Origin of the sequence: Piscibacillus sp. B03 (genome assembly GCF_052246295.1) — a bacterium.
Classification (GTDB): Bacteria; Bacillota; Bacilli; order Bacillales; family Alkalibacillaceae; genus Piscibacillus.
Genome location: NZ_JBQQCO010000025.1, coordinates 1 through 25,970 on the forward strand (window position 1 = coordinate 1; position 25,970 = coordinate 25,970).

Consider the following 25,970-nt stretch of genomic DNA (forward strand, 5'->3'; position numbering starts at 1 on the left):
CCCAAATGATCCTAAGACCATTATCTAGGAACATCTCGAGACGTCCAAGACTTTTGACTATATTCAGCAGGAAATGCAAGAAAATCTGGGCTCAAATGATAGGCCCTAAACATAATATACGAGGGGGAACCGATGTGTCAGATATGGTAGCACAAGACCGTACACCGCCACATAATATAGAAGCTGAACAATCAGTGTTAGGTGCGATATTCTTAGAACCTAGTGCCATTGTTAGTGCATCAGAAATTTTAGAACCAGAAGATTTCTACCGCGTTAGCCATCAAAGAATATTTGAAGTCATGGTACGCCTTACAGATAAAGGTGAACCAATTGATTTAGTTACCGTGATGAATGAATTAAGAGAACAAGAACTACTAGAAGAAGTAGGGGGCGTAACTTATCTAACAGAGTTGGCTGAGTCTGTTCCAACGGCTGCTAACCTAGAATATTACGCTAAAATTGTTGATGAGAAATCTGTTCTTCGTCGAATTATTTACACTGCTACAGGTATAGTGACGAAATCATTCGAAGAAAAGGATGACCTTTCTGAAATTATTGATTATGCTGAGAAATCTATCTTGGACGTCTCACAACAAAAAGCATCCGGTAAATTTCGAAATATTAAAGATGTACTGATTAATGTTTACGATAATATTGAACAGCTACACCATCAAAGTGAAGAAGTCACGGGTATTCCAACAGGGTTCAAAGATTTAGATCATATAACATCTGGATTTCAGAAAAATGATTTGATTATCATTGCGGCCCGACCATCTGTTGGTAAGACAGCTTTTGCGTTAAATATAGCTCAAAACGTAGCAATTCACGCACAAGAAAACTGTGCCATCTTCAGTTTAGAGATGGGGGCAGAGCAATTAGTAATGCGTATGTTATGTGCAGAAGGTAATATTGACGCACAACGTTTAAGAACAGGTAGTCTTCAGGAAGAAGACTGGGGCAAGTTAACTATGGCAATGGGGAGCCTCTCAGATGCTGGGGTTTATATTGATGATACACCTGGTGTGAAGGTGAGTGAGATTCGATCAAAATGCCGTCGCTTAAAGCAAGAATCAGGATTAGGTATGGTGTTAATCGACTACTTACAGTTAATCCAAGGAAGCGGCTCTAGTCGTGAGAACAGGCAACAGGAAGTATCAGAGATCTCACGTCAACTTAAAGCATTAGCACGTGAGTTAGAGGTACCCGTGATTGCATTATCTCAGTTGTCACGTGGAGTAGAACAACGACAAGATAAACGTCCAATCATGTCTGACATCCGTGAATCAGGAAGTATCGAGCAGGATGCAGATATTATAGGATTTTTATACCGTGATGATTATTATAATGACGATACAGAGAAAGAAAATATTATTGAGATAATTATTGCTAAACAAAGAAATGGACCAATTGGCACTGTAGAATTGGCCTTTGTAAAAGAATATAATAAATTCGTTGATTTAGATCGAAAATATAATGAAGCGGATATACCACCTGCATAGAAACTCCTCATTAAGAGGGGTTTTTTTGCCTAAACTATGTATAAGTTATCTTGTCTGTTTGATAAAAGGCGTATAAAAAACTAATTTTATACAATAATGTTCGTCATTTATTGATTGATAACATAATTACTGTTAAAATATCTTTGGTGTTATTGTTATTTCTTAATATTAGGAGGTCCTCATATGACAACTGCAGTAATAATTGGGACACAGTGGGGCGATGAAGGTAAAGGTAAAATTACAGACTTCCTCGCTAAACAAGCAAATGTTGTAGCTCGCTATCAAGGTGGAGACAACGCTGGACATACCATCCAGTTTAAAAATAAAACATATAAATTACACCTAATCCCATCTGGCATCTTTAATTCTAATAAAGTATGCATCTTAGGGAATGGAATGGTGATCAATCCTAAAAAACTTCTTGAAGAAATGAACTATGTTAAAAAAAGCGGTATGACAGTTGATCAGCTGAAGATTAGTAGCAGAGCCCATGTGATTATGCCTTACCATATGGAGTTAGACCGATTACAAGAAGAAGCAAAAGGAAAAGACAAGCAAATCGGGACAACGAAAAAAGGCATTGGCCCAGCTTACTCAGATAAAATCAATCGAATCGGAATTAGAATGGCAGATTTACTAGAACCAGACACATTAGAGGACAAAATTAAACAACAAGTTGAAGAGAAAAACGTTTGGTTTGAGAAGGTCTATAATAAAAAACCTATTGATGTGGCTTCAATCTTAGATGAGTATCTAGGATATGGTGAGCTGTTAAAGGCTCACATAGTAGAAACATCCTTGGAGCTTGAACAAGCTATGGACAGTGGTCACCACGTTTTATTTGAAGGCGCACAAGGTGTTATGTTGGATATTGACCAAGGAACTTATCCATATGTAACATCGTCGAATACGTCTGCAGCAGGCGTTGCGACAGGAAGTGGCGTTGGCCCAAATAAAGTTAATAAAGTAGTAGGCGTATCAAAAGCATACACAACTCGTGTAGGGGATGGACCATTTCCAACAGAACTACACGATGAAATAGGTGAACAAATCAGACGTGTTGGACATGAATATGGGACAACAACAGGAAGAGCAAGACGTGTCGGCTGGTTTGATACAGTAGTTGTCAATCATGCAAAAAGAGTAAGTGGATTAACAGATTTATCACTAAACTGTCTAGATGTTCTAAGTGGTTTAGATAAAATTAAAATTTGTGTTGGTTATGAACTAGATGGAGAAGTAGTTCAATACTACCCAGCTAGCTCGAAGGAGTTAAAAGCCTGTAAACCCGTGTATGAAGAGTTACCAGGTTGGACAGAGGATATTACTCAAGTTCGTAGCTTTGAAAAGTTACCTGAACAAGCACAAAATTATATTAAACGCATTGAAGAATTAATCGGGGTCAACATTTCGATCTTTTCAGTTGGACCTGACCGCGAACAAACTATTGTATTGAACGAAATATATGAGTAAGGTTAAGTATGGACAAGAATTCAACAAAAGTTGGTTCTTGTCCATTAATAGTTTGAATTGTTAAACTTTAATATTTTAGAAAGAAAAATACTGAATAAGCTTGTCAAAATGTTTTATCCTGTGGTAATATTAACGCTGTCCTCATCAATTGGTCCGGTAGTTCAGTTGGTTAGAATGCCTGCCTGTCACGCAGGAGGTCGCGGGTTCGAGTCCCGTCCGGACCGCCATTACATATTGAATAACATTGCATGGCTCGGTAGCTCAGTCGGTAGAGCAAGACCGTAAACATCACTGAAAAGCTTCTTTGTAGGTTTTGCGAGGAGCGTAGGCTTCGCCGAAGGTACTTGCAACGCGACGAGCACAATCTTAGTCAAAACTTGACTAAATGACAAATTAATAACATAGCATGGCTCGGTAGCTCAGTCGGTAGAGCAACGGACTGAAAATCCGTGTGTCGGCGGTTCGATTCCGTCCCGAGCCACCATTTTAACACAGTAAACCTGTGTTTTTTCTTTTATTAGACAAGTTAGTACAAAAAGTTTACAGTAAAATTTCACTGAATGTTAAAGTTCAGAATTTTCTGTTATATATATTGTACTTTTACACTAATAGAGTAATAAGAATCAAGATAATTTCTAAATTTTTCTAGATTCTATACAAGTTGTTTACAAAATGTAAACAAAGGTTTAATTATATAATTTAGTTATGGTAGATTATATATGTGTATACGAGAAGTTTGTATAATTACTTAATTTATAAATAAATACATAGTTCGTATTGTGGAGGAAAATGTCGTGAAAAAGCTGATTGGGAGAGTTAAAAGTGGCCTTCAAAAGTTTAAAAACTTGTCGATGGTCAAAAAAACATTAATAGTAACATGTTTAGGCTCAGGTGTAGCCATAGGGTCAGTGTATGCTGATTCGATTGATTCTAGTTTTCTAGAAGTCTACCATGTATATGTTGATGATCAACATGTTGGAACAGTTAAAGATAAAGAAGATATTGAAAGTTTCATAGATAGTCAATTAAATACAGCTCAAAAGGAATATGAAGGAGTTAAGTTAATTCCGGAGCAAAATATTAACTATGTTAGTGAGGTTGTATTTACTTCCTCAGATGAAACCGAACAAGTTCAAAGACATTTGGAAGATGTCTTAACGTTTAACGCTGCTGCAATTAAACTACAAATGAAAGATGAAGTTATAGGATATGTTAATGACCTGGGCGATGCTAATGAAGCAATCAATAATGTAGTAAATAAATATCTACCAGATGAATTGGATCAAGAAATTGAATTTCTAAAAATGGAAGACGATCAAATTGTTTCACCAATCTTGAATCACCTTCCGAAAGATGAAGCTACTAAATCTAACGAAGAAGAAAATGATGAAAATAAAGAACAGGATTCTAAACTAGTGTTAGATGATGGTACAGTTGTATTAGATATCGGCTTAACAGAGAATCTTAAAGTCTTTGAAGAAGGAATTAATCCTAATCAATTACTATCAGTTGAACAATTACAGAAAATGCTTGAACGTGGTACTAAGGGAGAAGCGATACATACCATTCAAGAAAATGAAGTGTTAGGTCAAGTTGCTTCAAAGTATGATTTGTCAGTTGAACAGTTAATAGATATGAATCCTGAACTAAGTGAAGATTCTGTAGTCCAAGTAGGACAGAAAGTTAAAGTTGAATCTGATAAACCTTTTATAAATGTAAGCTATACAGTTGAAAAAACGGAAACAGAGTCGATTGATTTCAAGACTGTAACAGAAAATACTGACTCACTATATAAAGGTCAGACAAAAATTGATCAAAAAGGTGAAAAAGGTGAAAAGAAAATCACCTATCGTGTCACAACTAAAAACAATGAAGTAATTGAAAAAGAGAAAATTGATGAAGAAGTGGTAAAGGAACCTAAGGAAGAAGTTGTCTTGAAAGGTACTAAAGAAGTTCCTTCAAGAGGTTCAGGACAGTTTGCTAAACCAACTGTTGGAGGTTTTATCACTAGCCATATGGGACAGCGTTGGGGGAGCTACCACAAAGGAATAGATATTTCTGGTGTAAGTGACCGTACAATTAAAGCAGCTGACAACGGTACCGTAACGTTTGCTGGTTATGACGGTGCTTATGGCTATAAAGTTACAATTAACCATAACAATGGTTTGAAAACAGTATATGCGCATTTAGCAAGCATAAGTGTTAACAATGGTCAAACAGTTCAACGTGGTCAAAAGATCGGAGTAATGGGTTCAACTGGAAGATCTACAGGTGTTCACTTACACTTCGAAGTCATCAAAAACGGATCTCACGTAAACCCAACTGGATACGTGAATTATTAATAAATAACCTCTAGCCTAGGCTAGAGGTTTTATCAAAAGATAAGAAGTATAAAATTTTACTTTAGCTTTGATCAATAATGTCGTGTAGTATTGTCTAGCGCAATGCGCCCAATCACTGGGTGACTTCCCGTCTAAACCTACGATAAGTCAACATTGACTCGCTACGCTTGTCGTGTTTCCTTTATCTCAGTTTAGTCGGTCCAGTCACTGCGTGGTTAAACGGGCGCTTGCGCTTTTCTTAATATATAGCGTAATCTTACTTTAATATGACATGGTAAGACATTTGAATTAAATTGTTGTAAAATAATCATTATAGGTTATTAACTTATGAAGAGGTAGGTGCATACCAGTATGAGTTATAAAGTACTAGTAGTAGATGATGAGGAACCAATTGCAGATATTTTAAAATATAACTTAGAAAATGAAGGTTATGAAGTTGTGGTGGCTTACAATGGACAAGAAGCTATTGAGCTAACCAAGTCAGAAGAACCAGATATCGTTCTGTTAGATATCATGCTTCCTGAAAAAGATGGTATGGAAGTCTGTCGTGAAATTCGAAAAGACTTTCAAATGCCAATTATTATGTTAACAGCTAAAGATTCTGAGATAGATAAAGTACTTGGTTTAGAATTAGGTGCTGATGATTACGTTACAAAACCATTCAGTAATCGTGAAGTCATTGCAAGAGTTAAAGCAAACCTTAGACGTATGTCAGCAAGTGACCAAAATCAAAATTCATCTTCAACGCCAAACATTAAAGTAGGTGCTCTAGAGATTAACCGTGAGAATTATTCAGTTACACGTAATGGTGAGCCTGTTGACTTAACTCACCGTGAGTTTGAGTTACTTTTATATTTGGCCAAGCATCTTGAGCAAGTTATGACAAGAGAACATCTATTAGAAACCGTTTGGGGCTATGACTATTACGGTGATGTAAGAACAGTAGATGTAACGATTCGCCGTTTAAGAGAAAAGATCGAAGAGAACCCAAGTAATCCAAACTGGATTGTGACTAGAAGAGGTGTTGGGTACTACATGAGGAACCCTGAACAGGAGTAGATCGTTTATGAGGGCATTTTGGGGATTTTTTAAATCCATACAACTTAAAATGATCGTTGTCTATATACTTCTGATTTTAATTACAATCCAAGTTATTGGAACTTACTTTGCCCAACAATTAGAAACAGAGTTAAAAGAAAATTTCACAGAGTCAATTAATGATCGTGTGGAATTATTAACTTACAATCTGAGTCAAGTTATACAAGTAGAAGACCGAACCGAAGATATGCCTTCTTTAGAAAGTGATGTAGAAACCATCATTAATGACTATGCTTCAGAGGATATTAACGAGATAGAGGTCATTGATGAAAACAATCGTGTAATTGGGACTACCAATCCGTTTGAGCAAATCAACATAGGGAAGCGTAATACTGAATCGCGTATTCAAAGAGCGTTATCTGGTAACATAGAAGAAACCATTATGTATAACCAAGATAACGGGCACCGTACATTAGTTATTTCATCACCAATCTATCGAGATGAGAGTTCGGGTGAAATTGCTGGTGCCATTAAAGTTGAAGCTTCAATGGAAGGCATTTATTCACAGATGAATGAAATTATTCGTATTTTTGCGAATGGAACGATGCTTGCGGTCACTGTCTCTGCTTTATTAGGTGTCTTAGTCGCTAGGACAATTACTAAACCGATTTCTGAAATGCGTAAACAAGCTAAAGTGATGGGACAAGGTGATTATTCTAAGAAGGTTAATGTGTATGGAACAGATGAAATCGGCCAATTAGCAATCACGTTCAATGAGTTAAATGATAAGATAAAGGCAGCGCAGGCTTCAACCGAAGGAGAGCGGCGTAAATTAAGTCTAGTCCTCACCAATATGACTGATGGCGTAATTGCAACAAATGAGTATGGTGAGGTTATCTTAATGAACCTTCCAGCTGAGAAATTGCTTAATATGACGCAAGAAAGTATACAGGGTAAATCTTTAATCGATTTACTTGGTATAGAAGAAGATGTCTCAGATGTTAATGAGTTAAAAGATATGAAAAGTACGATATTGGATTTATCAGAAGGCGATCAACTGTTATTAGTTCGTGCAAATTTCTCTGAAGTCCAAGATGAGAATGATGAAATGAGCGGTATTATTACCGTTATTAGTGATGTAACTGAACAAGAGAAGATCGAACGAGAAAGAAGAGACTTTGTTGCGAATGTATCTCATGAACTTAGAACACCTTTAACAACGATGAGAAGTTATTTAGAGGCATTAACTGATGGTGAAACTTGGAAGAATGAGAATATTGCTCCAAAGTTCTTATCTGTCACACAAAAAGAAACTGAACGTATGATCCGTCTGGTAAATGACTTATTACAATTGTCTAAAATGGATAATAAAGACTATCAATTGCACAAAGAGCGTGTTAATTATATAGATTTTATCCATCATGTCGTAGATCGTTTTGAGTTGAACTTGAAAGAAGATATAACGATATCAAGAGAAATACCGAAACGAGATTATAGAGTTTGGATTGATAAAGATAAAATTATACAAGTACTCGATAATATTATTTCCAATGCAATAAAATATTCACCACAGGGTGGAGAGATTGTTGTAAAAGTTGTTGAAGAAAAGCATCAATTATTAACTAAAATCTCAGATGAAGGTGTTGGAATCCCAGAAGAGAAGCTAGATAGAATTTTTGACCGTTTCTATCGTGCTGATAAGGCGAGGTCGAGACAACTTGGTGGTACAGGTCTAGGACTTGCAATTGCAAAAGATTTGATAGAGGCGCATGATGGAGAGGTATGGGCAGAAAGTAAAGTGAATGAAGGAACAACCATTACGTTTAGGTTACCTCTCATGCAGAAGAAGAGGGGGCAACGTAAATGATCGAACATATAAAATCAGTCATTTTATTTCTACTAGTTGCATCTAGTCTTCTATTAACTTATGCCTTATGGACATATCAGCCTGATTTTGAGCCAATTGAACAGACTGATTACATTGATGAGTCCAAGTTAGATGGTGAAGAACGAACGGTAAGAGAGGTCATCTCACCTAATCAAATTATTTTTCATGATTACCAGGTTCATAAACAATTAATTGATAAACAACAAGAACGCGAATTATATGAAGAAATCCTGACTTGGCAATTCACTTCAGAACTACATCTGGAGGAAAGTCATGACGTATTAGGTTCATATTTTCAACTAACTGGGTTTGAACAGTTTCAAAGTCTAGAAATTCTTTATCCAGTAGATGTGCCTATGAATTTAATCAATCAGCTCTTTGCAGTTAACCTCGAACAAACAAACTGGGGTGACTTAACCTTTAATAGACTATTTCTTCACGTTCAAGAACAAACAAATGACGTAAGGGTAGTTTTTGCATCAGACAATGAAGAACAAAATAGCGTATTAGTTGGTGAGATTCAATCTACTAGCGTTTTTGATAGGCTAAAAGATGTCATTAACCGTCAAGAAGGAATCGTGCAATTAAATAGTTATGACTTTGGTAGTGGCGTACCAATCTATTTACCTATTCAAGAGATTCCTGTCACAAGCCATGCGTTATTAACAGATAATATTGATCCAATTTTAATGCGTAATGCATTATTTAGAGACCCATCAGTGGTCAGAACGACATCATCTAATCCGTTAAATGAAAGCATTCACTATACTGATGGTACACGAGCGTTAAAGACGTATAGTGTGTTTAATGATCAAGATGAACGGATGGAGTTCATAAACCCATTATCTTCAGAAACTGAACCGTCAGAAACAATGGATATGATTCGTCGTAGTTTAAGTTTAACCAATGACCATTTAGGTTGGACCAATGATTTCATTCTAGATGATATTCAAGAAAGACCGTTAAGTTCAGTATTATATCGGATGTATTTTAACAACTATCCGATTTATGATGAAATGAACTATACTGTAATGGAACAAGTGTGGGGGAATAATGAACTTAATAAGTTAAAACGTCCGTTATTCAAAATTAATAATATTACTTATGAGAGAACTACGTTACCTTCAGGAGATGCTGTCTACGAAACATTACAGAATGTCAATAACATTTCATTAAGTTCAATTGAACAAGTGCGAGTTGGTTATACATTAACGACAAGACCAAACTCAACGTCGAATGTACTATCACTAGAGCCAGAATGGTATATTAAATTATCTAACTCATGGCTGCCACTAAGTGCTTATAGCGATCAGCTTATGAACCAAGGGGTTGAATAGTTTGCAATGGGGCCAAATTAAAACTATATTCATCATAAGCTTCTTGGTGTTAAATTTATTTTTAGTCCAAGAGTTTTTAGAAAAAATCGAAACAAGCAATTATGACCCACTAGAAAAACAATCACCAGTTGAGGAACAGTTATCAGAGTATGGAATTACGTATGATTTACCTGAAAAAGGTCAAAAGGAATCGTATGTATCAGCTCCAAGATATACGTTAACTGAAGAAGATTTGCTCGCAATTGAAGAGGCATCTGATAATCAACAGATTGGGTTAACCTCCAGTCAAAATGAAGTACTTCCATTAGAAGATGTACTTGATGGTGAACCATCTATTTTTAACATGGAAGTCATTGCAAGTGAATTTATTGAACCATTGTCCTTAGATTTAGAAAATGATTTAAATGAATCAATAGAATCCATCAAATCACAGGTATTCAAAGGCGATTCATACGTTTTTTGGGATTATTATGAAGATGAACAAGTTCTGTTATTTTTCCAAAGACAGAATGAAAAGACGGTTTATTTTAATGAATCAGCAACATTAATTGTGTTGTTAAATGAAGAAGGAGACGCCATCCAGTATAGACAAACGATGCTAGACGAACTTGAGGACCGTCCTGATGAACAGACTGTAACGGACCCCATCAATGCAGTTTTTAGCGTTTGGACAAACACCGTCATTCCTTCAGACAGCCATGTAACACTAGACTTGGGTTACCAAACATTGGTGCCACTAGATGATGGAGTACAAGTATTTGTCCCGACATGGGATGTTATCGTAAATGAAGAGGATCATTTCTTTGTCAATGCCATGGAAGGTCAATTCGTATCACATGATGAAGAAAAGTTCGTCACAGAGAGAAAAGAAGCTTTAAAGAGAGAAATACAAGATTTAATATCGGAGTGAGACAAACATGACACTGCAATTTAGTGTTCTAGCATCAGGGAGTACGGGGAACGCCTTCTATATAGGAACAAACAAAACCAAATTATTAGTCGATGCGGGGTTAAGTGGTAAGAAAGTAGAGCAATTACTAACTGACGTTGAAATTAACCCTCATGAACTAGACGGAATTTTAGTTACCCATGAACATAGTGATCATATTAAAGGTGTCGGGATTGTCGCACGACGCTTTAACTTACCGATTTATGCCAATGAGAAAACGTGGAGTGCCATGGAGCCTCATATAGGAAAACTAAGCTCCGAACAGAAATTTCAATTTGATATGGAGTGCGTAAAAACTTTTGGTGATATCGATGTGGAGAGCTTCGGTGTTTCTCATGACGCGATCGATCCAATGTTTTATGTTTTTCATCATGAAGGTAAGAAAGTTTCCGTATTAACAGATACAGGTTATGTATCTGAACGTATGAAAAAAACAGTAGAAAACTCAAACGCAATTTTGTTTGAATCAAACCATGATGTCGGGATGTTGCAAATGGGTGGATATCCTTGGAACATTAAGCGTAGAATATTAAGTGACAAAGGACATGTTTCAAACGAGGATGCGGCCATAGCCATGCTAGATGTCATTGGAGATCAGACAAAGCATATTTATTTAGGGCACTTAAGCCAAGATAATAACATGATAGACCTTGCAAGAATGAGCGTCGAGCAAATCCTTAAGAAACATGATGTTGGAGTTGGCGAACAACTGACATTAGAAGATACGAGTCCAACTAAACCAACGCCTATGTGTTACATTTAATTACTAGATATAGTGAGGTGTCATTCATGGGTTATTACGATGATCATATGAGAAGTGACAAACAAAAACGGAGCTGGCTCATGCCTACTATCATCGGAGCTCTATTAGGTGCAGTTCTTATTTTATTATCATTACCGATTTTAGTACAAGCTAACTTATTACCTTATGAACTAAGCGAGGAAACACAAGAATCAACCCAGTCAACTCCTTCTGGTGATGGAGAGAATAAACAAATTAATGTTGAACTAAATTCACAAATCACAGAAGTGGTTGAAAACGTTTCAAACACAGTTGTTGGTGTAGTAAATATTAAACAACAAAGTATCTTTGGACAATCAGAATCGCAGCAAGGTGGTGTAGGTTCAGGGGTTGTTTATAAACAGGCCGGTGATTCCGCTTATATCGTAACTAACTTCCACGTTATTCAAGGTGCTGACTCTGTAGAAGTCGTGTTTTCGGATGAAGAACAAGTAGAAGCGGAAGTTATCGGTGGCGATGTATATACCGACTTAGCCGTACTAAAGATCGATGCTCAACATATTGATCAAGTCATTGAATTAGGTAGCTCAGATAATCTAAAAGTTGGAGAACCAGTTTTAGCCATTGGGAACCCACTTGGCCTTCAATTTGCGGGGTCTGTAACGCAAGGAATTATTAGTGGTAAAGATCGACTCATCCCACAAGACTTTAATGGTGATGGAAATATCGACTGGCAATCAGAAGTTATCCAAACTGATGCAGCCATTAATCCAGGTAACTCAGGGGGAGCGTTAGTAAACATGGACGGCCAATTAATTGGGATTAACTCTATGAAGTATGCCTCAACTGAGTTAGAAGGATTAGGATTTGCTATTCCAATTGACATTGCTCGTCCACTGATTGAAGACTTAGAAGAAGATGGCTCGGTTACTCGTGCCTATATGGGTGTAGAAATCTTCTCGTTGTCAGATGTACCACAGTATCACTGGCAGAACACATTAAATTTACCAAATGATGTAGAACATGGTGTAATTGTCGACGGTGTTGAACGAATGTCACCAGCCGATCAAGCAGGATTAGAACAGTATGATGTCATCGTTAAGATGGGTGATACAGAAATCAGGAACGTTCTTGAGTTAAGACAATATCTATTCACTGAAGTTGGTCCTGGTGATGAAGTTACAGTATCGTTTTATAGAGACGGTGAACTTCAAGAAACAACAATCACACTCGTTGCACAAAGTAACTAAACATGAAACTCCGCTCGGGATTCTGAGCGGAGTTTTTTAGTAGTGAGTAAGTTATGCACAGAATTAAGCTAGTTATGCACAAATTGTGAGTAAATATTTAAATAAAAAGCATATATTGTGTCAAGAAAAATTATATTTACTAAATACGAGGCGAACATATGTTGATATGTTGATAAACTTGTGGATAAGTGGCGTTTTTGTAGATAAGTTACAAGTTATTAACGTATAATAGCGAAATACACACAACAATTGTGGATATTTTTGATAAAATTGTGGATGGAAGTGGTTGAAGGAGGAACTACATATGGATATCAAGATTATTTCAGTCGGAAAACTTAAAGAAAAATATTTAAAACAAGGAATTGAAGAGTATCTTAAGCGGCTAAAACCCTATGCAAAGGTCAAAATAGAAGAAGTACCAGATGAACACGCGCCCGAGAGTTTGAGCGATGCAGATAAAGAAGACATGAAAAACAAAGAAGGGCAGAAGATTCTCAACAAATTATCCACAGATACGTATGTGATTACCTTAGAAATAGAAGGCAAGATGTTAACATCCGAAGCCTTTGCAAAGAAGTTGGACGAGCTTGCGACGTATGGCAAAAGTAAGATCGCGTTTGTGATAGGTGGTTCGTTAGGGTTAAGTGATGATGTGAAAAGCAGAAGTGATTTCGCGATTTCGTTTAGCAAAATGACTTATCCACACCAGTTGATGAGGCTGGTGTTGTTGGAGCAGGTGTATAGGGGGTTTAAGATTAATCGGGGTGAACCGTATCATAAATAGAGGCGAATACCTGGTTTTCTGTTAAAATAGTTGTTAGGTTGATTGATTTAGGAGGAGAATAGCAATGAACAATTTTAATGATAAAGTCAATTTTATATGGTCAATAGCTGAAATCTTAAGAGGACCTTATAAAAAAGAAGATTATGGTAAAGTGGTTTTGCCCATGGCAGTCTTAAGACGCTTTGACTGTGTGTTAGAAGAAACTAAGGAAGATGTATTATCTCGATATGAGCAATATAAACATCTTCCTGAAGAGTCACGTGACGAGATTTTAAATCGAACATCGAAACAGAAGTTTAATAATGTTAGTAAATATGATTTTCAAAAACTATTAAGTGATTCAGACAACATTGCTGATAATTTACGAGATTACATAAATGGCTTTTCGCAAACGGCAAGAGACATTATCGACTATTTTAACTTTGATACACAAATCGAAAAAATGGACCGAAATGACTTGCTATATCTTGTCGTCAAACGGTTCAGTGAGATTGATTTACATCCTGAAACAGTATCAAATATAGAAATGGGTTATATTTTCGAAGAACTGATTAGACGCTTCAACGAACACGCTGAAGCTGGGGACCACTACACGCCAAGAGAAGTTATACGGCTAATGTGCCATCTGTTGTTCCTTAACGATGATGAGGTGTTCACAACCGAAGGAATCACTAAGACGTTATATGACCCTTGTGCAGGTACTGGTGGAATGGGTTCAGTTGCTTCAGAATATATTCGTGAGCATAATCCCTCTGCTAGCTTAAAGTTTTTTGGTCAAGAATTTAATGAAGAATCATATGCAATATGTAAAGCTGACGTACTCATTAAAGGTGAAGAAGCCAAAAATCTTGCATTTGGAAATACATTGTCTCAAGATCAGTTCTCGAATCAAAAGTTTGATTATTTATTAACTAATCCACCATTTGGGGTGGAATGGAAGCCTGTCAAAAAGGCAGTAACAGATGAATACGAGAACCAAGGTTATAATGGACGCTTTGGTGCTGGTCTTCCAAGGATTAATGATGGTCAGCTACTGTTCCTGCAACATTTAGTGTCGAAAATGAAGCCTGTATCAGAGGAAAACCCCAATGGTTCACGTATAGCCATCGTTTTTAATGGAAGTCCTTTGTTTACAGGAGATGCAGGATCTGGAGAAAGCAATATACGTAAATATTTAATTGAGCACGATTTAGTGGAAGGCATTGTGGCTTTGCCTGACCAAATGTTTTATAACACGGGCATATCCACTTATATATGGATTCTGACGAATAATAAGCCAGCTAATCGAAAAGGAAAAATTCAATTAGTTGATGGTACGAAGTTTTATAAGAAGATGAAGAAAAGTTTGGGTCAAAAACGTCATGAATTAGATGAAGCGGATATTAATAAGATCACACAGCTTTACGGAGAATTTAGTGAAAATGAATATAGCAAAATCTTTGATAATGAAGACTTTGGTTATCGAAAAGTCACTATTGAAAGACCGTTACGTTTGAACTTCAAGGTGGATGAAGATCGCATTCATCGTCTCAATGATGAAAAAGCATTTCAGAATTTGGTTAAATCTAAGAAAAAAGGTGAAGCGGGAATAAAAGAAGTTGAAGAAGGGGAAAAGCTACAACAAGAAATTGTTAGGGTTCTTCACGGATTAGCAAGCGATGAACTATACAAAAACCGTGAAGAATTCGAGAAAATACTTAACAATGCCTTTAAGTATGCAAACATTAAATTGAATGCTACCTTAAAAAAGGCAGTTTTATCAGCACTATCAGAAAAAGATGAAACTGCTGATATTTGTACAGATAAAAAAGGCAACCCTGAACCAGATCCAGACCTAAGAGATACGGAAAACATTCCTTTAAAAGAAAACATCCATGATTATTTTGAACGTGAAGTAAAACCTCATGTACCAAATGCGTGGATGGGTGAGGAAAGTATCAAAATTGGCTATGAGATTCCGTTCACCAGACACTTTTATCAATACACAAAACTGAGAAGTTCAGAGGAAATCTCAAATGAAATACGTGAATTAGAAGAAAGCATTATGGATAAGTTGAAGAAGGTGATGGGGTGATGGAAGAATTAAAAAAGTATACATCTTTTATAGATAGTGAAATAGAGTGGTTGGGTGAAATTCCAAATTCATGGAATCTAATTAAATTAAAATATCTTTGTATGATAGATACAGGGAGTAAAGATACACAAGACAAAAAGGAAAATGGAAAGTATCCGTTATTTGTGAGAGCTGACACTGTCGAAGGTATTGATGAATTCACTCATGATGAAGAGGCTGTTATGACTGCGGGTGACGGTGTAGGTGTCGGTAGAGTTTTTCATTATTACAATGGGAAATTTTCAGCCCATCAAAGAGTGTATGTGTTTACAAAATTCAGTAACATTGTTGCTAAGTATTTATATTATTATTTGAAATCAAACTTAGCTTTTGAAGTTTTGAGAGTAAATGCAAAGTCAACAGTTGATTCATTAAGAAGACCGATGTTAGCCGAATTCCTAATTGCTCTTCCATCTATAGAAGAACAAAGAAAAATAGCTGATTTCCTCGATCAAAAAACATCCGAGATTGATGACTTAATTGCTGATAAAGAACGTTTAATTGAGCTTTTAGAGGAAAAAAGGCAAGCTGTTATAACAGAAGCAGTGACAAAAGGGTTAGACCCTGGAGTTGAGGTGAAGGATTCGGGTATAGAGTGGTTAAGTAGTATACCAAGGTGGTGGACCACCACAAAAATAAAAGCAGTATCTGAAGTGCGAAATAGCAATGTAGATAAAAAATCATCAGAAAATGAAACCCCAGTGAAATTGTGCAATTATGTAGATGTTTATTACAATAATGAAATAACCAATGAACTTAATTTTATGTCAGCTACAGCAAAACCAGAACAAATAAACACTTTTTCACTAAAGAAAGATGATGTAATAATAACAAAAGATTCTGAGTCGCCTGATGATATTGCTGTTCCTGCATGGGTCCAAAGAGATTTAGATGGTGTGGTTTGTGGATATCATTTGTCCATGTTGAGACCTAAAAAACTTGAAATAGAAGGTAAATACCTTTTTTATTCGCTTATTAGCAATGGTATTAAAGATCAATTTCAAATAAGTGCTAATGGCGTAACACGATTCGGGTTATCCATTCACGCTATTAAAAATGCAATTGTTCCATTACCACCTATAAATGAGCAGAGGGAAATCATAAATCACATAGATAAAATAAATTCTGATATTGACATAATTATGGAATCTACAAAAGTTCAAATAAATAAACTAAAAGAATACCGCCAATCTCTTATCTATGAAGCGGTTACTGGAAAAATAGATGTACGTGATTATCCACTGGAAAGAAAGGAGGAAGCATATGTCGATTGATTATACTGAAAAAGGTTTTGAAGAGAATATCGAATCTGAATTGGTTCGCTCGGGTTATATTGAGCGTAAATTAACTGGAGAATCCCTGGATGAATTTAAACAACATGCCATCGACACAGTGGTATTCTTTCAGTTTTTAGAAGCGACTCAGCCAAAACAGTTGGAAAAGTTGAAGCGGGCATATAAAGAAAACTATAAGCAAAAGATTATTCATCGTTTATCAAAAGAGCTTTCAAATCGAGGCATGATTGATTGTTTGAGACACGGAATCAAAGATTATGGCGTTAAGTTGACGTTAGCCTATAATAAGCCTGTTTCAACAATGAATCGCACACTGTGGGAGCAATATGAACAAAACATCTTTACAGTAAGTCGACAAGTGTACTACAGCCAGAAGAATAACAACAGCATTGATGTCCTCCTTTCCATGAATGGTTTACCCATTATTGTGATGGAATTGAAAAACCATTTAACAGGTCAAACGGTGGATAATGCCAAGATGCAGTTTAAAAAGGATCGTGACCCCAACGAATTATTGTTTCAATTTAAAAAACGTGCTTTAGTGTATTTTGCAGTTGATCCAGATGAGGTATATATGACAACACGAGTGAACAAGGATAAGACATTTTTTTTACCTTTTAATCGGGGAAACAATGGTGGTCGTGGCAACCCAACTGTTTACAATGATTATAAAACCTCGTATTTATGGAAAGAGATTTTACAAAAAGACAGCTTGTTAGACATTCTTTTTCGTTTTATGTATGTACAAGAAGAAGACATCAAAGATAGCAACGGTGAAGTTATAGACAAAAAAGAAACGGTTATCTTTCCACGTTATCATCAACTTGATGCTGTTCGTAAAATTGAAGAAGATGTTAAAAAGAACGGAGCAGGTAAAAGCTATTTAGCCCAACATTCAGCAGGTTCAGGTAAGACGAATAGCATTTCATGGCTTTCCCATCGGCTGGCAAAATTGCATAATGAATACGATGAAGCCATGTTTGATAGTGTGATTGTTGTCACGGATAGACGAGTTTTAGATAAGCAATTGCAGGATGCGATATATCAGCTTGAACACAAAACAGGGTTTGTGGAAAAAATCGAAAAAAACTCAGATCAATTAGCTCAAGCGATCAAAAATAAAGCGAAGATTATTGTGACAACGCTCCAAAAGTTCCCTTTTATCATCGATCAAGTGAATGAAATATCAAAAGGGAAATATGCCATTATTATAGATGAGGCACATTCTTCGCAAGGTGGCAAATCAGCGAGAGCAATGACAAGTCTTTTATCCAATAAAACGTTAGAAGAAGCGATGGAAGAAGAGCAAATAGCGGAAGACGAATTAAAAGATGCGGAAGACCGAATTCTTGAGGAAATTGCCAAAAGTGGTCAACAAGAAAATATCTCTTTCTTCGCCTTCACCGCTACACCTAAACCAAAAACACTTGAAAAATTCGGAACTCCAGGAAAAGATGGACTACCCAAACCGTTTCATGAATACACGATGCGACAAGCCATTGAAGAAGGGTTTATTTTAGATGTCCTAAAGAATTATGTCACTTATAAGACATTCTTTAAGCTGGCGAAACAGATTGATGATGATCCTGAAGTTGGAAGTAAAAAAGCATCGAAAGCAATAGCACGCTATGTCTCATTACATCCACACAATATTGCACAAAAAACTGAGATTATGGTTGAACACTTCAGGCAAGTTACTCAACATAAAATAGGTGGAAGAGCCAAAGCAATGGTGGTGACTAGTAGTCGACTTCATGCGGTTAGATATAAACATGCTTTTGACAAATACATCACTGAGAAAGGTTATACTGACTTGCAATCAGTCGTGGCATTCTCTGGAACGGTAGATGATAATGGTGTTCCATATACTGAAGCAGAAATGAATGGGTTTAGCGAAGGAGAATTACCCGATAAGTTTCACAGCGATGACTATCAAGTTTTATTGGTGGCTGAGAAATATCAAACGGGTTTTGATGAACCGCTTCTTCATACGATGTACGTTGATAAGAAATTGGACGGAATCAAAGCAGTTCAGACCCTATCTCGATTGAATCGTACATGTAAGGGTAAAAATGATACGTTTGTCTTGGACTTTGTTAATGAAGCGGAAGATATTCAAAAAGCATTTGAACCGTATTACGAGGTGACGCAAGTAGAGGATACTACAGATCCGAATATCCTCTATGATATTCAAACAGAATTAGATGCTTATCAAGTTTATGCTGAAGAAGAAATTGATGAAGTTGTGCAATTAGAGTACAACGAAAACAAGAAAAATCCAAGGTTGCAAGAGAAGCTTAACTCAGTTTTAGACTTGGCATTAACACGTTTTAAAGAGGATTTAAGTGCAGAGCAACAAGATGACTTTAAATCAGCTTGCTCAAAATTCATTAGAACCTATTCATTTGTCCTGCAAATTGGTCCATTTGCTGATATTGAGCTTCATAAACTGTATGTATATTTAAATTACCTGTTTAAGAAGTTGCCTAAACACGTTTCTGATGGCATTGATTTAGCAGATGATGTCGCACTTTCGTATTATCGAAATGAAAAAGTATTTGAAGGAAGCATCTCCTTGCAATCAGGAGAAGATAATAAGCTAAAGCCTCCTACTTTCGGGGCAGGATCATCCCCAGAAGAAGAAAAAGAAAGGTTGTCATCCATTATTGAGCGTCTTAATGATCGATTTGGAACGGAATTTACAGAAACAGATAAATTGTCCTTTGATCAAATCAAAGAGGATATTGTGAATAACGAGGACTTGGCACAAAAAGCGAAAGTGAATACGAAAGACAATTTCAAGTTTAGTTATGAAGAAGCGTTTTTAGATGTCGTCATTGATAGAATGACCACGAATGAAAAATTCTTTATGAAAATGTTGGAAGACCAAGACTTTAAGAAAACAGTTATGAATTTCATGTTTGAAGAAGTTTATGAAGAGATGGTAACAAAATAGGACAATAAACACTCAAAGGCAGTCTATCAGGGAATTAACGAGATAGACTGCCTTTTTGTTCATAGCACTTAATTAAGGGGGATATCCATGGAAATACCTGTTGAGTTAATTTCAGATGAAAAAGGTTACCTTGATCGTGAATGCCCTAATGAAAACTGCGAGTTCGTATTTAAGATCAACATGAATGATTGGACGAAAAAGATTGATGAAAAAGTATATTGTCCAAGATGCGGACATATTGCCACCACAGAACAATGGTGGACACAAGAACAACTTAAACATATGACAAGTTTGGCAAAGCAATGGGTTATGAGTGAAATACAAAATACATTTCAAAAGTCTTTCAAATCCAAATCAAATAAATATTTCAATGTTACCTTTAAACCTGGTAAAAGGATATCTTTTCAAAATAATCCAATTGGTCAGCGGGAAGAGTGGGAGTTGGAGATTCATTGTGAACAGTGTGGGACCAGAACGAGTGTGATAGGAACTGCCTATTTTTGTCCATGTTGTGGTATGAATGCTGTAGATCGATTGTTTAATGAATCATTAGATCGAATAAAAAAACAATTGAGTTCTTTAAACGAAATGCAGACCATGTTAGAAGGAATGCATGATAAGGATACCGCAGTTACCATATCACAAAATTTAATTGAAACAAGTCTTAAAGATGTTATTTCAGCTTATCAAAAATTTGCTGTTGAGACATTTAGAAAAGGCTATTCAAAAAAAGTTACACCAAATGATTTTCAAATTGTTGATAAAGGAAGTACTTTATTTGAAAAACATTATGATAAAGGGTATCACGAATAGTTATCAGATGAAGAACTTCATTTTATGAATCTAATGTTCCAAAGGAGACACATATTGGAACATAATCAAGGCATTATTGATGAAAAATACCTTCAACGTTCGAATGATAAAACATATAAATTAGGACAAAGAATAATCTGTAAAAGGAACGAGGTAGAAAAATTAATAGAAATCATTAAGAGGTTATCGACAGGCATTTCAACGATGGTAGATAATAAACGATATTAGGATTAATTAATGGGCACTATTTCTCTGAGTGTTTATCAACAAAATCTAATAGAAGTTTAGTTATGATATCTTGTAATTTTAAATGAGGGTAATATTGACTGCAAAGTTGAGAGAACTGTGTGTAAATATCTTCGGTTATGCGGAAGTTTTTGGTGACTGGTTTGGATGAAGAACGATAAATACGTTTGTCTAAAGTCAGATCGTAATTATTTTTTCTGCTCTCAACTATCTGTTTTAAAGTGGAGAAGTTTTCTTTGATATAAGCGAGCTCCTCATCCTCTGAGTGGTTCTTATTCTTGATTTGAGATTCATCACGAACAAATTTGTAGTATTGGTTGTCACGTTTGATATAAACGTAGTCATCTTCCTGCATGAGTTTTGTGAACGTCGAATACTTCAAGCCAATTTCTTTTGCAACGTCTTGTAAACCAAAACCTTCCTTCTGGAGTAAGTCGTTTACGATTTTCACACGTTGTTTGCTACTCAAAGTCGTGAAGTTGTCTATGTTCATTTGTACACCTCCTTTGAAATTTTTATATTATAGTTGAATTGTGAGTCTATTATTCAACTATTTATGATTTTTATTAATAGATGAAGGTTGTGATTTTTATTAGAAGAGATATTTTATTGAAAGAACTTGCTGAAAATGGATATAACGTAATTTATGGAGCCAGGAAGCATTTCTCGACTTATGATATTGTTTCTAAAATTCCTGGAAGGATAGCTTATCTGGCTCTTATCATAGGTGTATGGCAAATATATATGCCAGATTTTTATTTCAATAAAGAAGTTTCATTAATATTGATTTTTTCGAGTATTACTGCCATTATAATTAATCAATATAATGGCGAAAAAGAACGGTATAAGGAAACTGGGAATAGGTTGATACAATTGCATAATGGATTAAGAGAAATTTATTATCAAGTTCAATCTTCTGAAGAAAAAGAGATCGAAAAAGAATTATGTAAAATGAAAGAATTGATGGATGAGTACTATCAAATAAGTATTTCTAAACAGATATTCTTTAGTGACTGGTTAGCTCATTACAAATTATTCTTTCAAAGTCAGTACGAATGGATAAATGAACAAAAAAATTTCACGTGGAGAGATAAAGTACCAATGTCTTTTAGAATATTCGTTATTCTATTTGCAGTTGTTGCATTAGGATCCATAATAATTTTTTTCATTAATGGTTGGGGGGTTTTTGATGTTAGCAAGTAAGTTTGAAGAATTTGTTGATGATCTTCAAATAGAGTCAATTAAAGAAGAGACAAAAAGAGTGAAAGAAATTACTAAAAGGCTGAACAAGTCTTTTCGTGATATAGATAATGAAGAAAATGAACATTGTCATATAGTTGGTTCATTAGGTAGAGATACTGCGATTAGGACATTTAGTGATGTTGATATGCTATATGTTTTGCCAAAAAATCTTAAAAAGCAATATGATGATCATGATGGCAATGGGCAATCAAAGTTACTTCAAAAAGTAAAACGTGAGATAAAAAAACGATATCCCAAAACTATTGTAAGAGGAGACGGACAAGTTGTAGTTGTCAGTTTTGAAAGCATAAATAAAACAGTAGAGGTCTGCCCTTGTTTCGAAAGGTCAGATGGTGCATTCGATTATCCTGATTCAAACCATGGAGGGTCATGGAAAAAAACTGATCCAATTCCAGAAATTGATGAAAGCAATAGTACAATAGATGAGACCGACTCAAATTATAAATATGTGTGTAACTTAGTTCGAGCATGGAAAAATAATATTGGTTTTAAATTTGGTGGATTATTGATAGATACATTGGTTTATAATTTCTTTGACGAAAATGAAGAATATAAAAATGCTAAATTTAATGATTACCTTATTTTGTTAAAGGATCTTTTCTTTTATCTGAAAAGTCGTGATAAAGATCAAAAGTATTGGTATGCTCTGGGGAGTAATCAGAAAGTCTATAACAAAGGTGGGGCTTTTGTAAATAAATCGAAGAATGCATATGAAAAGATCAAGGATATGGACGAAAATAGTGATGATTTATATGAAGCACTACAAGAAATATTTGGTAAAGGATTCCCTGTGCCAGAGAATTATCAAGAGAATAAAGCTATTGAAAAAAGTTCATTGTTTGGAAGAAGTGTTCAACAAACAGAAGAATTCATTGATGACAAGTTTGATGTTGATATTAAATATCGTCTAAAAATTGATTGCGTTGTAAAACAGAATGGATTCAGAGATAAATTCCTAAGACACATATTACGTGATAATTCACCTTTGAAGGTGAACAAGAGATTAGAGTTCTTCATAATTGAAAATGAATTTGATTCTTTGTCTAAAGATGATGAACATAGCCTTTATTATGAAATTTATTGGAAAGTTCGTAATCGTGGAGAGGAAGCTATACGTAGAAACTGTGTGCGAGGGCAAATTGTCAGAGATAAGGGAAGACGTAAAAAAATAGAGTCTACTGATTTTAAAGGCGAGCATTTCGTAGAATGTTATATTGTCTACAAGAATGTCTGTGTTGCAAAGGACAGAGTAGATGTACCGATCTCAACATATTAATACTTAGTTATGCTGGAAAAGTTTGCAACACTTAATTTCATTCGACTTTTTAAGAAAATATATTGGGCATACGTATTATAAATGGATAAGAATAAAAATGAGCATCGAGATTTCCATACTCGATGCCCATTTTTTGCCTCTTAAATAACCACGCTGAACCGTACCACAAATAGTGATAAAGCAAAAGAGTGGAAGTCACAAATAAATTAATGGAGACCGTTCCTATGATGCAGGTGGCCTCCATTTTATTTGTTTAAGATATGGTTGATAGATACTTTTCTCCAAACTCTACATATCATGATCTGATTTTTGGTTTTGTCGTGAATGGTTTTGCTGTTTTACTTTATGCGAGCCTTGCATCGGTTGGCCATATGGTTGCTTTGGACTCTTTGGTAAATTTGGTTCTTCCTGCTGTTTTGGACCTTTTGGGTTTTTGGTCATTATTAGACCCTCCTTTGTTTAGTTATGAATAGCTTTTGAATAGGTGAAGAAATCTATACTTGGGAAAGGAAAATTCTCACCAAGTTACAAACTTTTAGGGTTTGCATTTAACGTACCTTAGGAAAATGTTAGAAAAGTTAAGCAAACATAACTATCATAATTAATTAATATTATATTGTAAGGGACTTTTGCGTATTAGTTGGTCTCCTTTAGTTTTTTATAAAAACTTGTACCGCTCTTAACTATTAATTTAATTTATATATTTACATAAGAATTAACTTACACAAGACCCACTAATACTAATCTTCTCCTATAACTCAATACCGGAAATAACTTTCAAAAAATTCAAAAATAACTCCAAAAGGAATGTATGTTCGTGTATAATGTAATATAGCATTATATAAATTGTTTAAGGAGATGAGTTTAGTGGATGCTAAGATTGTAACCATAGAACCTTTTGTAGTAGTGGGCTATCAATATCAAGCTAACTTGAAAGAAATTGAAGAAAAGGGGTTAGGTAAAAAATCTCTGAAACGATTAAAAGAAAATATAAGTTTAGTAAAAAACAAAAAAGGCGATGAAGTATATTTAGTTCAGATTTATGAGATGAAGCCTGATTTTAATCCAAACGTTGATCGTTTTACACAACTAATAGGTTATAAAGTATTGAAGGCCGAGGATGTCCCACAAGGTATGTCAAATCATATTGTAAAAGGTAAAAAGTACGTAACTGCTACACATAAAGGATTAGAGTCTGAAATTCACCAAACTTATGATTATTTATATGGAAAATGGTTGAATGAAAACCCGTACAACCCTTTAGGTTACGACTTTGAAGTGTGGGATGAACGTTATAAACCAGAAGAAAAAAATAACGAAATAGATGTTTACGTAGCTTTGAAGTAATTTCTAAGGGACTTAATCGGCTCTTACGTATTACTACAAATTCAAGATAGAGGATGCATAAAACATCTTAAAAGAAGTTTGTATTGTATTTTAAAAAATAATTATCCAATGACTTTTATTAAAGCCACACTTACCCATGTTATAAGAATTATATGGATAAAAAGACCGTTCAATGGAGGCCACTGAACGGTCTTTGCTTTGTATTAATCTAAAGGAATAAATCCAGAGTGATCTGTGAAATATCCGTTAATTTCAGGGCGAGGAATCTCATCCCAGCGCTCAGGGTCTGCGTCATACACTTCATCAGTCGCTAAACCATGAAGTAAGTTATGAACGCCTAATACGTTTTGTTGGATATTATGACCACGGCCACGTTGACCTAAGTTACCATCACGTGTGTTACCAGACGTTTCAAAGAATACTGCAGGATGACTGTGCTCCTCTTCGTTTAGACCATTGAAGTTAAGACCTAACATCATCGCAGACACGACACCACCATGAATATCAATTTCAGAGAAGCCACTTGAACTGCTTCCAACTGTGTAGCGGTCAATATTTGTGTATCCATAGTCTTTTAGTGAATCGTACACATGAACTTGTGCCTGACGTGTGACATCATTATACAGTCCATCTTCAAGATTTGGTAGCGTCGGGCCATTAGGAGCTAGTGAAACCCCAAGTGACATGGTGATAGCATCACCAGTTTCGGCATCCTCTTTCAAACCCTGGTGGTGAATATCAATCCCGAAGTCAGGTTGCACATCAGCCCAATAGCTGTACCAAGCTTTCGACTCGACTGCTTCAAATCCATCTTCAGCCCAGTCTCGGTTTAAATCAATTCGTTTCCCACTATCACTTAATTCTGTCTGACGAATATTCATTTCACTGCCATCAGGATTATACATAGGAATGACATGCAGTGTTAGTTCTTCTAAGATTTTTTGATTTTCGGGAGATTGGTTGTTGACGTATTTTTTAAGTAATTTCAATGTTGACTCTGCACCATAAGGTTCATCTCCATGGATTCGACCTTGGATCCAAACTTTTTCCGGGCCATCTCCGATCTTAGCTACATATAAATCTCGGTTTTGTTCACTTTGGTTAAATTCATACCCCAATTCTTTTAACGTGGTAACTTCTAACTCGCCACCACTCTTTTTTTCTAGTTTTTCAAGTTCATTAATCATGTCGTCATACGTCAAAATACTCGACATATTCGTATTACCTTCTGTGGAAGGATGGTTCTTAGAAGCGAATGCAGGTGACGCAAACACTGTGAATAACATACTGATACTGATTAAAATAATTAAAGTTTTTCGCAAAATATTACCTCCTGTATTGCTTTTATGTTTTACACTG

General features: G+C 35.6%; 21 protein-coding genes and 2 tRNA genes. 20 read left to right on the forward strand and 3 right to left on the reverse strand.

What is annotated here, in order from left to right; all coding sequences use genetic code 11:
- Positions 1-143 precede the first annotated feature (143 nt).
- The 17 genes from dnaB to ACTWQB_RS14325 all read left to right on the forward strand — a co-directional run bounded on the left by dnaB (position 144) and on the right by ACTWQB_RS14325 (position 20,707).
- A complete protein-coding gene (dnaB, locus tag ACTWQB_RS14245) occupies positions 144-1,499 on the forward strand; it encodes a replicative DNA helicase (protein WP_443139893.1) in 1,356 nt (451 codons plus the stop codon).
- A 183-nt stretch (positions 1,500-1,682) separates the two neighbouring features.
- Positions 1,683-2,972, forward strand: a complete 1,290-nt coding sequence (locus tag ACTWQB_RS14250; RefSeq protein ID WP_443139869.1) for an adenylosuccinate synthase — start codon at positions 1,683-1,685, stop codon at positions 2,970-2,972.
- 150 nt (positions 2,973-3,122) lie between these two features.
- Positions 3,123-3,199 (forward strand) — tRNA-Asp (locus tag ACTWQB_RS14255).
- Between the two features lie 181 nt (positions 3,200-3,380).
- A tRNA-Phe gene (locus tag ACTWQB_RS14260) sits at positions 3,381-3,456 on the forward strand.
- A gap of 310 nt (positions 3,457-3,766) precedes the next feature.
- On the forward strand, positions 3,767-5,314 hold the full coding sequence (locus tag ACTWQB_RS14265) for a peptidoglycan DD-metalloendopeptidase family protein (protein ID WP_443139870.1): 1,548 nt from the start codon (positions 3,767-3,769) through the stop codon (positions 5,312-5,314).
- A gap of 351 nt (positions 5,315-5,665) precedes the next feature.
- Entirely contained in the window at positions 5,666-6,373 is a 708-nt protein-coding gene (yycF, locus tag ACTWQB_RS14270; protein WP_443139871.1) for a response regulator YycF, read from the forward strand.
- Positions 6,374-6,380: 7 nt separating this feature from the next.
- Complete coding sequence (walK, locus tag ACTWQB_RS14275; protein ID WP_443139872.1) at positions 6,381-8,219, forward strand: cell wall metabolism sensor histidine kinase WalK; 1,839 nt, start codon at positions 6,381-6,383, stop codon at positions 8,217-8,219.
- Positions 8,216-9,577, forward strand: coding sequence for a YycH family regulatory protein (locus tag ACTWQB_RS14280; RefSeq protein WP_443139873.1), 1,362 nt, complete (start codon positions 8,216-8,218; stop codon positions 9,575-9,577). The genes walK and ACTWQB_RS14280 overlap by 4 nt, the downstream gene beginning before the upstream one ends.
- Before the next feature lies 1 nt (position 9,578).
- Entirely contained in the window at positions 9,579-10,487 is a 909-nt protein-coding gene (locus tag ACTWQB_RS14285; protein WP_443139874.1) for a two-component system regulatory protein YycI, read from the forward strand.
- A gap of 7 nt (positions 10,488-10,494) precedes the next feature.
- A complete protein-coding gene (locus ACTWQB_RS14290; RefSeq protein ID WP_443139875.1) occupies positions 10,495-11,289 on the forward strand; it encodes an MBL fold metallo-hydrolase in 795 nt (264 codons plus the stop codon).
- A gap of 26 nt (positions 11,290-11,315) precedes the next feature.
- Positions 11,316-12,518: a S1C family serine protease gene (locus ACTWQB_RS14295; protein WP_443139876.1), complete on the forward strand. Its 1,203-nt coding sequence runs from the start codon at positions 11,316-11,318 to the stop codon at positions 12,516-12,518.
- A gap of 304 nt (positions 12,519-12,822) precedes the next feature.
- The gene (gene rlmH, locus ACTWQB_RS14300) at positions 12,823-13,302 is read left to right on the forward strand and encodes a 23S rRNA (pseudouridine(1915)-N(3))-methyltransferase RlmH (RefSeq protein ID WP_443139877.1); all 480 of its coding nucleotides are present in this window, start codon (positions 12,823-12,825) and stop codon (positions 13,300-13,302) included.
- Between the two features lie 64 nt (positions 13,303-13,366).
- Complete coding sequence (locus tag ACTWQB_RS14305) at positions 13,367-15,376, forward strand: type I restriction-modification system subunit M (protein WP_443139878.1); 2,010 nt, start codon at positions 13,367-13,369, stop codon at positions 15,374-15,376.
- A complete protein-coding gene (locus ACTWQB_RS14310) occupies positions 15,376-16,689 on the forward strand; it encodes a restriction endonuclease subunit S (protein ID WP_443139879.1) in 1,314 nt (437 codons plus the stop codon). The genes ACTWQB_RS14305 and ACTWQB_RS14310 overlap by 1 nt, the downstream gene beginning before the upstream one ends.
- A complete protein-coding gene (locus ACTWQB_RS14315) occupies positions 16,679-19,666 on the forward strand; it encodes a type I restriction endonuclease subunit R (RefSeq protein ID WP_443139880.1) in 2,988 nt (995 codons plus the stop codon). The genes ACTWQB_RS14310 and ACTWQB_RS14315 overlap by 11 nt, the downstream gene beginning before the upstream one ends.
- 87 nt (positions 19,667-19,753) lie before the next feature.
- Positions 19,754-20,479 (forward strand): hypothetical protein, encoded by a 726-nt coding sequence (locus ACTWQB_RS14320; protein ID WP_443139881.1) that lies wholly within the window; start codon positions 19,754-19,756, stop codon positions 20,477-20,479.
- Positions 20,480-20,533: 54 nt separating this feature from the next.
- Positions 20,534-20,707: a hypothetical protein gene (locus ACTWQB_RS14325; RefSeq protein WP_443139882.1), complete on the forward strand. Its 174-nt coding sequence runs from the start codon at positions 20,534-20,536 to the stop codon at positions 20,705-20,707.
- A gap of 16 nt (positions 20,708-20,723) precedes the next feature.
- On the opposite strand, the gene ACTWQB_RS14330 is transcribed toward ACTWQB_RS14325, so the two are convergent.
- Entirely contained in the window at positions 20,724-21,218 is a 495-nt protein-coding gene (locus ACTWQB_RS14330; protein ID WP_443139883.1) for a hypothetical protein, read from the reverse strand.
- An 80-nt stretch (positions 21,219-21,298) separates the two neighbouring features.
- Between ACTWQB_RS14330 and ACTWQB_RS14335 the strand changes: the two genes are divergently transcribed.
- Complete coding sequence (locus ACTWQB_RS14335; RefSeq protein ID WP_443139884.1) at positions 21,299-21,928, forward strand: SLATT domain-containing protein; 630 nt, start codon at positions 21,299-21,301, stop codon at positions 21,926-21,928.
- Entirely contained in the window at positions 21,915-23,264 is a 1,350-nt protein-coding gene (locus ACTWQB_RS14340; RefSeq protein ID WP_443139885.1) for a nucleotide-binding domain-containing protein, read from the forward strand. The genes ACTWQB_RS14335 and ACTWQB_RS14340 overlap by 14 nt, the downstream gene beginning before the upstream one ends.
- A gap of 288 nt (positions 23,265-23,552) precedes the next feature.
- Here the strand turns inward: ACTWQB_RS14340 and ACTWQB_RS14345 are convergent, their stop codons facing one another.
- A complete protein-coding gene (locus ACTWQB_RS14345; protein ID WP_443139886.1) occupies positions 23,553-23,705 on the reverse strand; it encodes a small acid-soluble spore protein P in 153 nt (50 codons plus the stop codon).
- Between the two features lie 417 nt (positions 23,706-24,122).
- On the opposite strand from ACTWQB_RS14345, the gene ACTWQB_RS14350 reads away from it, so the two are divergent.
- A complete protein-coding gene (locus ACTWQB_RS14350) occupies positions 24,123-24,611 on the forward strand; it encodes a GyrI-like domain-containing protein (RefSeq protein ID WP_443139887.1) in 489 nt (162 codons plus the stop codon).
- A 203-nt stretch (positions 24,612-24,814) separates the two neighbouring features.
- Here ACTWQB_RS14350 and ACTWQB_RS14355 read toward each other — a convergent pair whose 3' ends face one another.
- Positions 24,815-25,933, reverse strand: a complete 1,119-nt coding sequence (locus ACTWQB_RS14355; protein ID WP_443139888.1) for a M14 family zinc carboxypeptidase — start codon at positions 25,931-25,933, stop codon at positions 24,815-24,817.
- Positions 25,934-25,970 lie beyond the last annotated feature (37 nt).

What these genes read in the sequence shown, in the direction of transcription:
- dnaB (WP_443139893.1), top strand. Translation starts at nt 144, where the DNA reads ATGGTAGCACAAGACCGTACACCGCCACATAATATAGAAGCTGAACAA.
- ACTWQB_RS14250 (WP_443139869.1), top strand. Translation starts at nt 1,683, where the DNA reads ATGACAACTGCAGTAATAATTGGGACACAGTGGGGCGATGAAGGTAAA.
- yycF (WP_443139871.1), top strand. Translation starts at nt 5,666, where the DNA reads ATGAGTTATAAAGTACTAGTAGTAGATGATGAGGAACCAATTGCAGAT.
- walK (WP_443139872.1), top strand. Translation starts at nt 6,381, where the DNA reads ATGAGGGCATTTTGGGGATTTTTTAAATCCATACAACTTAAAATGATC.
- ACTWQB_RS14280 (WP_443139873.1), top strand. Translation starts at nt 8,216, where the DNA reads ATGATCGAACATATAAAATCAGTCATTTTATTTCTACTAGTTGCATCT.
- ACTWQB_RS14290 (WP_443139875.1), top strand. Translation starts at nt 10,495, where the DNA reads ATGACACTGCAATTTAGTGTTCTAGCATCAGGGAGTACGGGGAACGCC.
- ACTWQB_RS14295 (WP_443139876.1), top strand. Translation starts at nt 11,316, where the DNA reads ATGGGTTATTACGATGATCATATGAGAAGTGACAAACAAAAACGGAGC.
- rlmH (WP_443139877.1), top strand. Translation starts at nt 12,823, where the DNA reads ATGGATATCAAGATTATTTCAGTCGGAAAACTTAAAGAAAAATATTTA.
- ACTWQB_RS14305 (WP_443139878.1), top strand. Translation starts at nt 13,367, where the DNA reads ATGAACAATTTTAATGATAAAGTCAATTTTATATGGTCAATAGCTGAA.
- ACTWQB_RS14310 (WP_443139879.1), top strand. Translation starts at nt 15,376, where the DNA reads ATGGAAGAATTAAAAAAGTATACATCTTTTATAGATAGTGAAATAGAG.
- ACTWQB_RS14315 (WP_443139880.1), top strand. Translation starts at nt 16,679, where the DNA reads ATGTCGATTGATTATACTGAAAAAGGTTTTGAAGAGAATATCGAATCT.
- ACTWQB_RS14320 (WP_443139881.1), top strand. Translation starts at nt 19,754, where the DNA reads ATGGAAATACCTGTTGAGTTAATTTCAGATGAAAAAGGTTACCTTGAT.
- ACTWQB_RS14330 (WP_443139883.1), bottom strand. Translation starts at nt 21,218, where the DNA reads ATGAACATAGACAACTTCACGACTTTGAGTAGCAAACAACGTGTGAAA.
- ACTWQB_RS14335 (WP_443139884.1), top strand. Translation starts at nt 21,299, where the DNA reads ATGAAGGTTGTGATTTTTATTAGAAGAGATATTTTATTGAAAGAACTT.
- ACTWQB_RS14340 (WP_443139885.1), top strand. Translation starts at nt 21,915, where the DNA reads ATGTTAGCAAGTAAGTTTGAAGAATTTGTTGATGATCTTCAAATAGAG.
- ACTWQB_RS14345 (WP_443139886.1), bottom strand. Translation starts at nt 23,705, where the DNA reads ATGACCAAAAACCCAAAAGGTCCAAAACAGCAGGAAGAACCAAATTTA.
- ACTWQB_RS14350 (WP_443139887.1), top strand. Translation starts at nt 24,123, where the DNA reads ATGAGTTTAGTGGATGCTAAGATTGTAACCATAGAACCTTTTGTAGTA.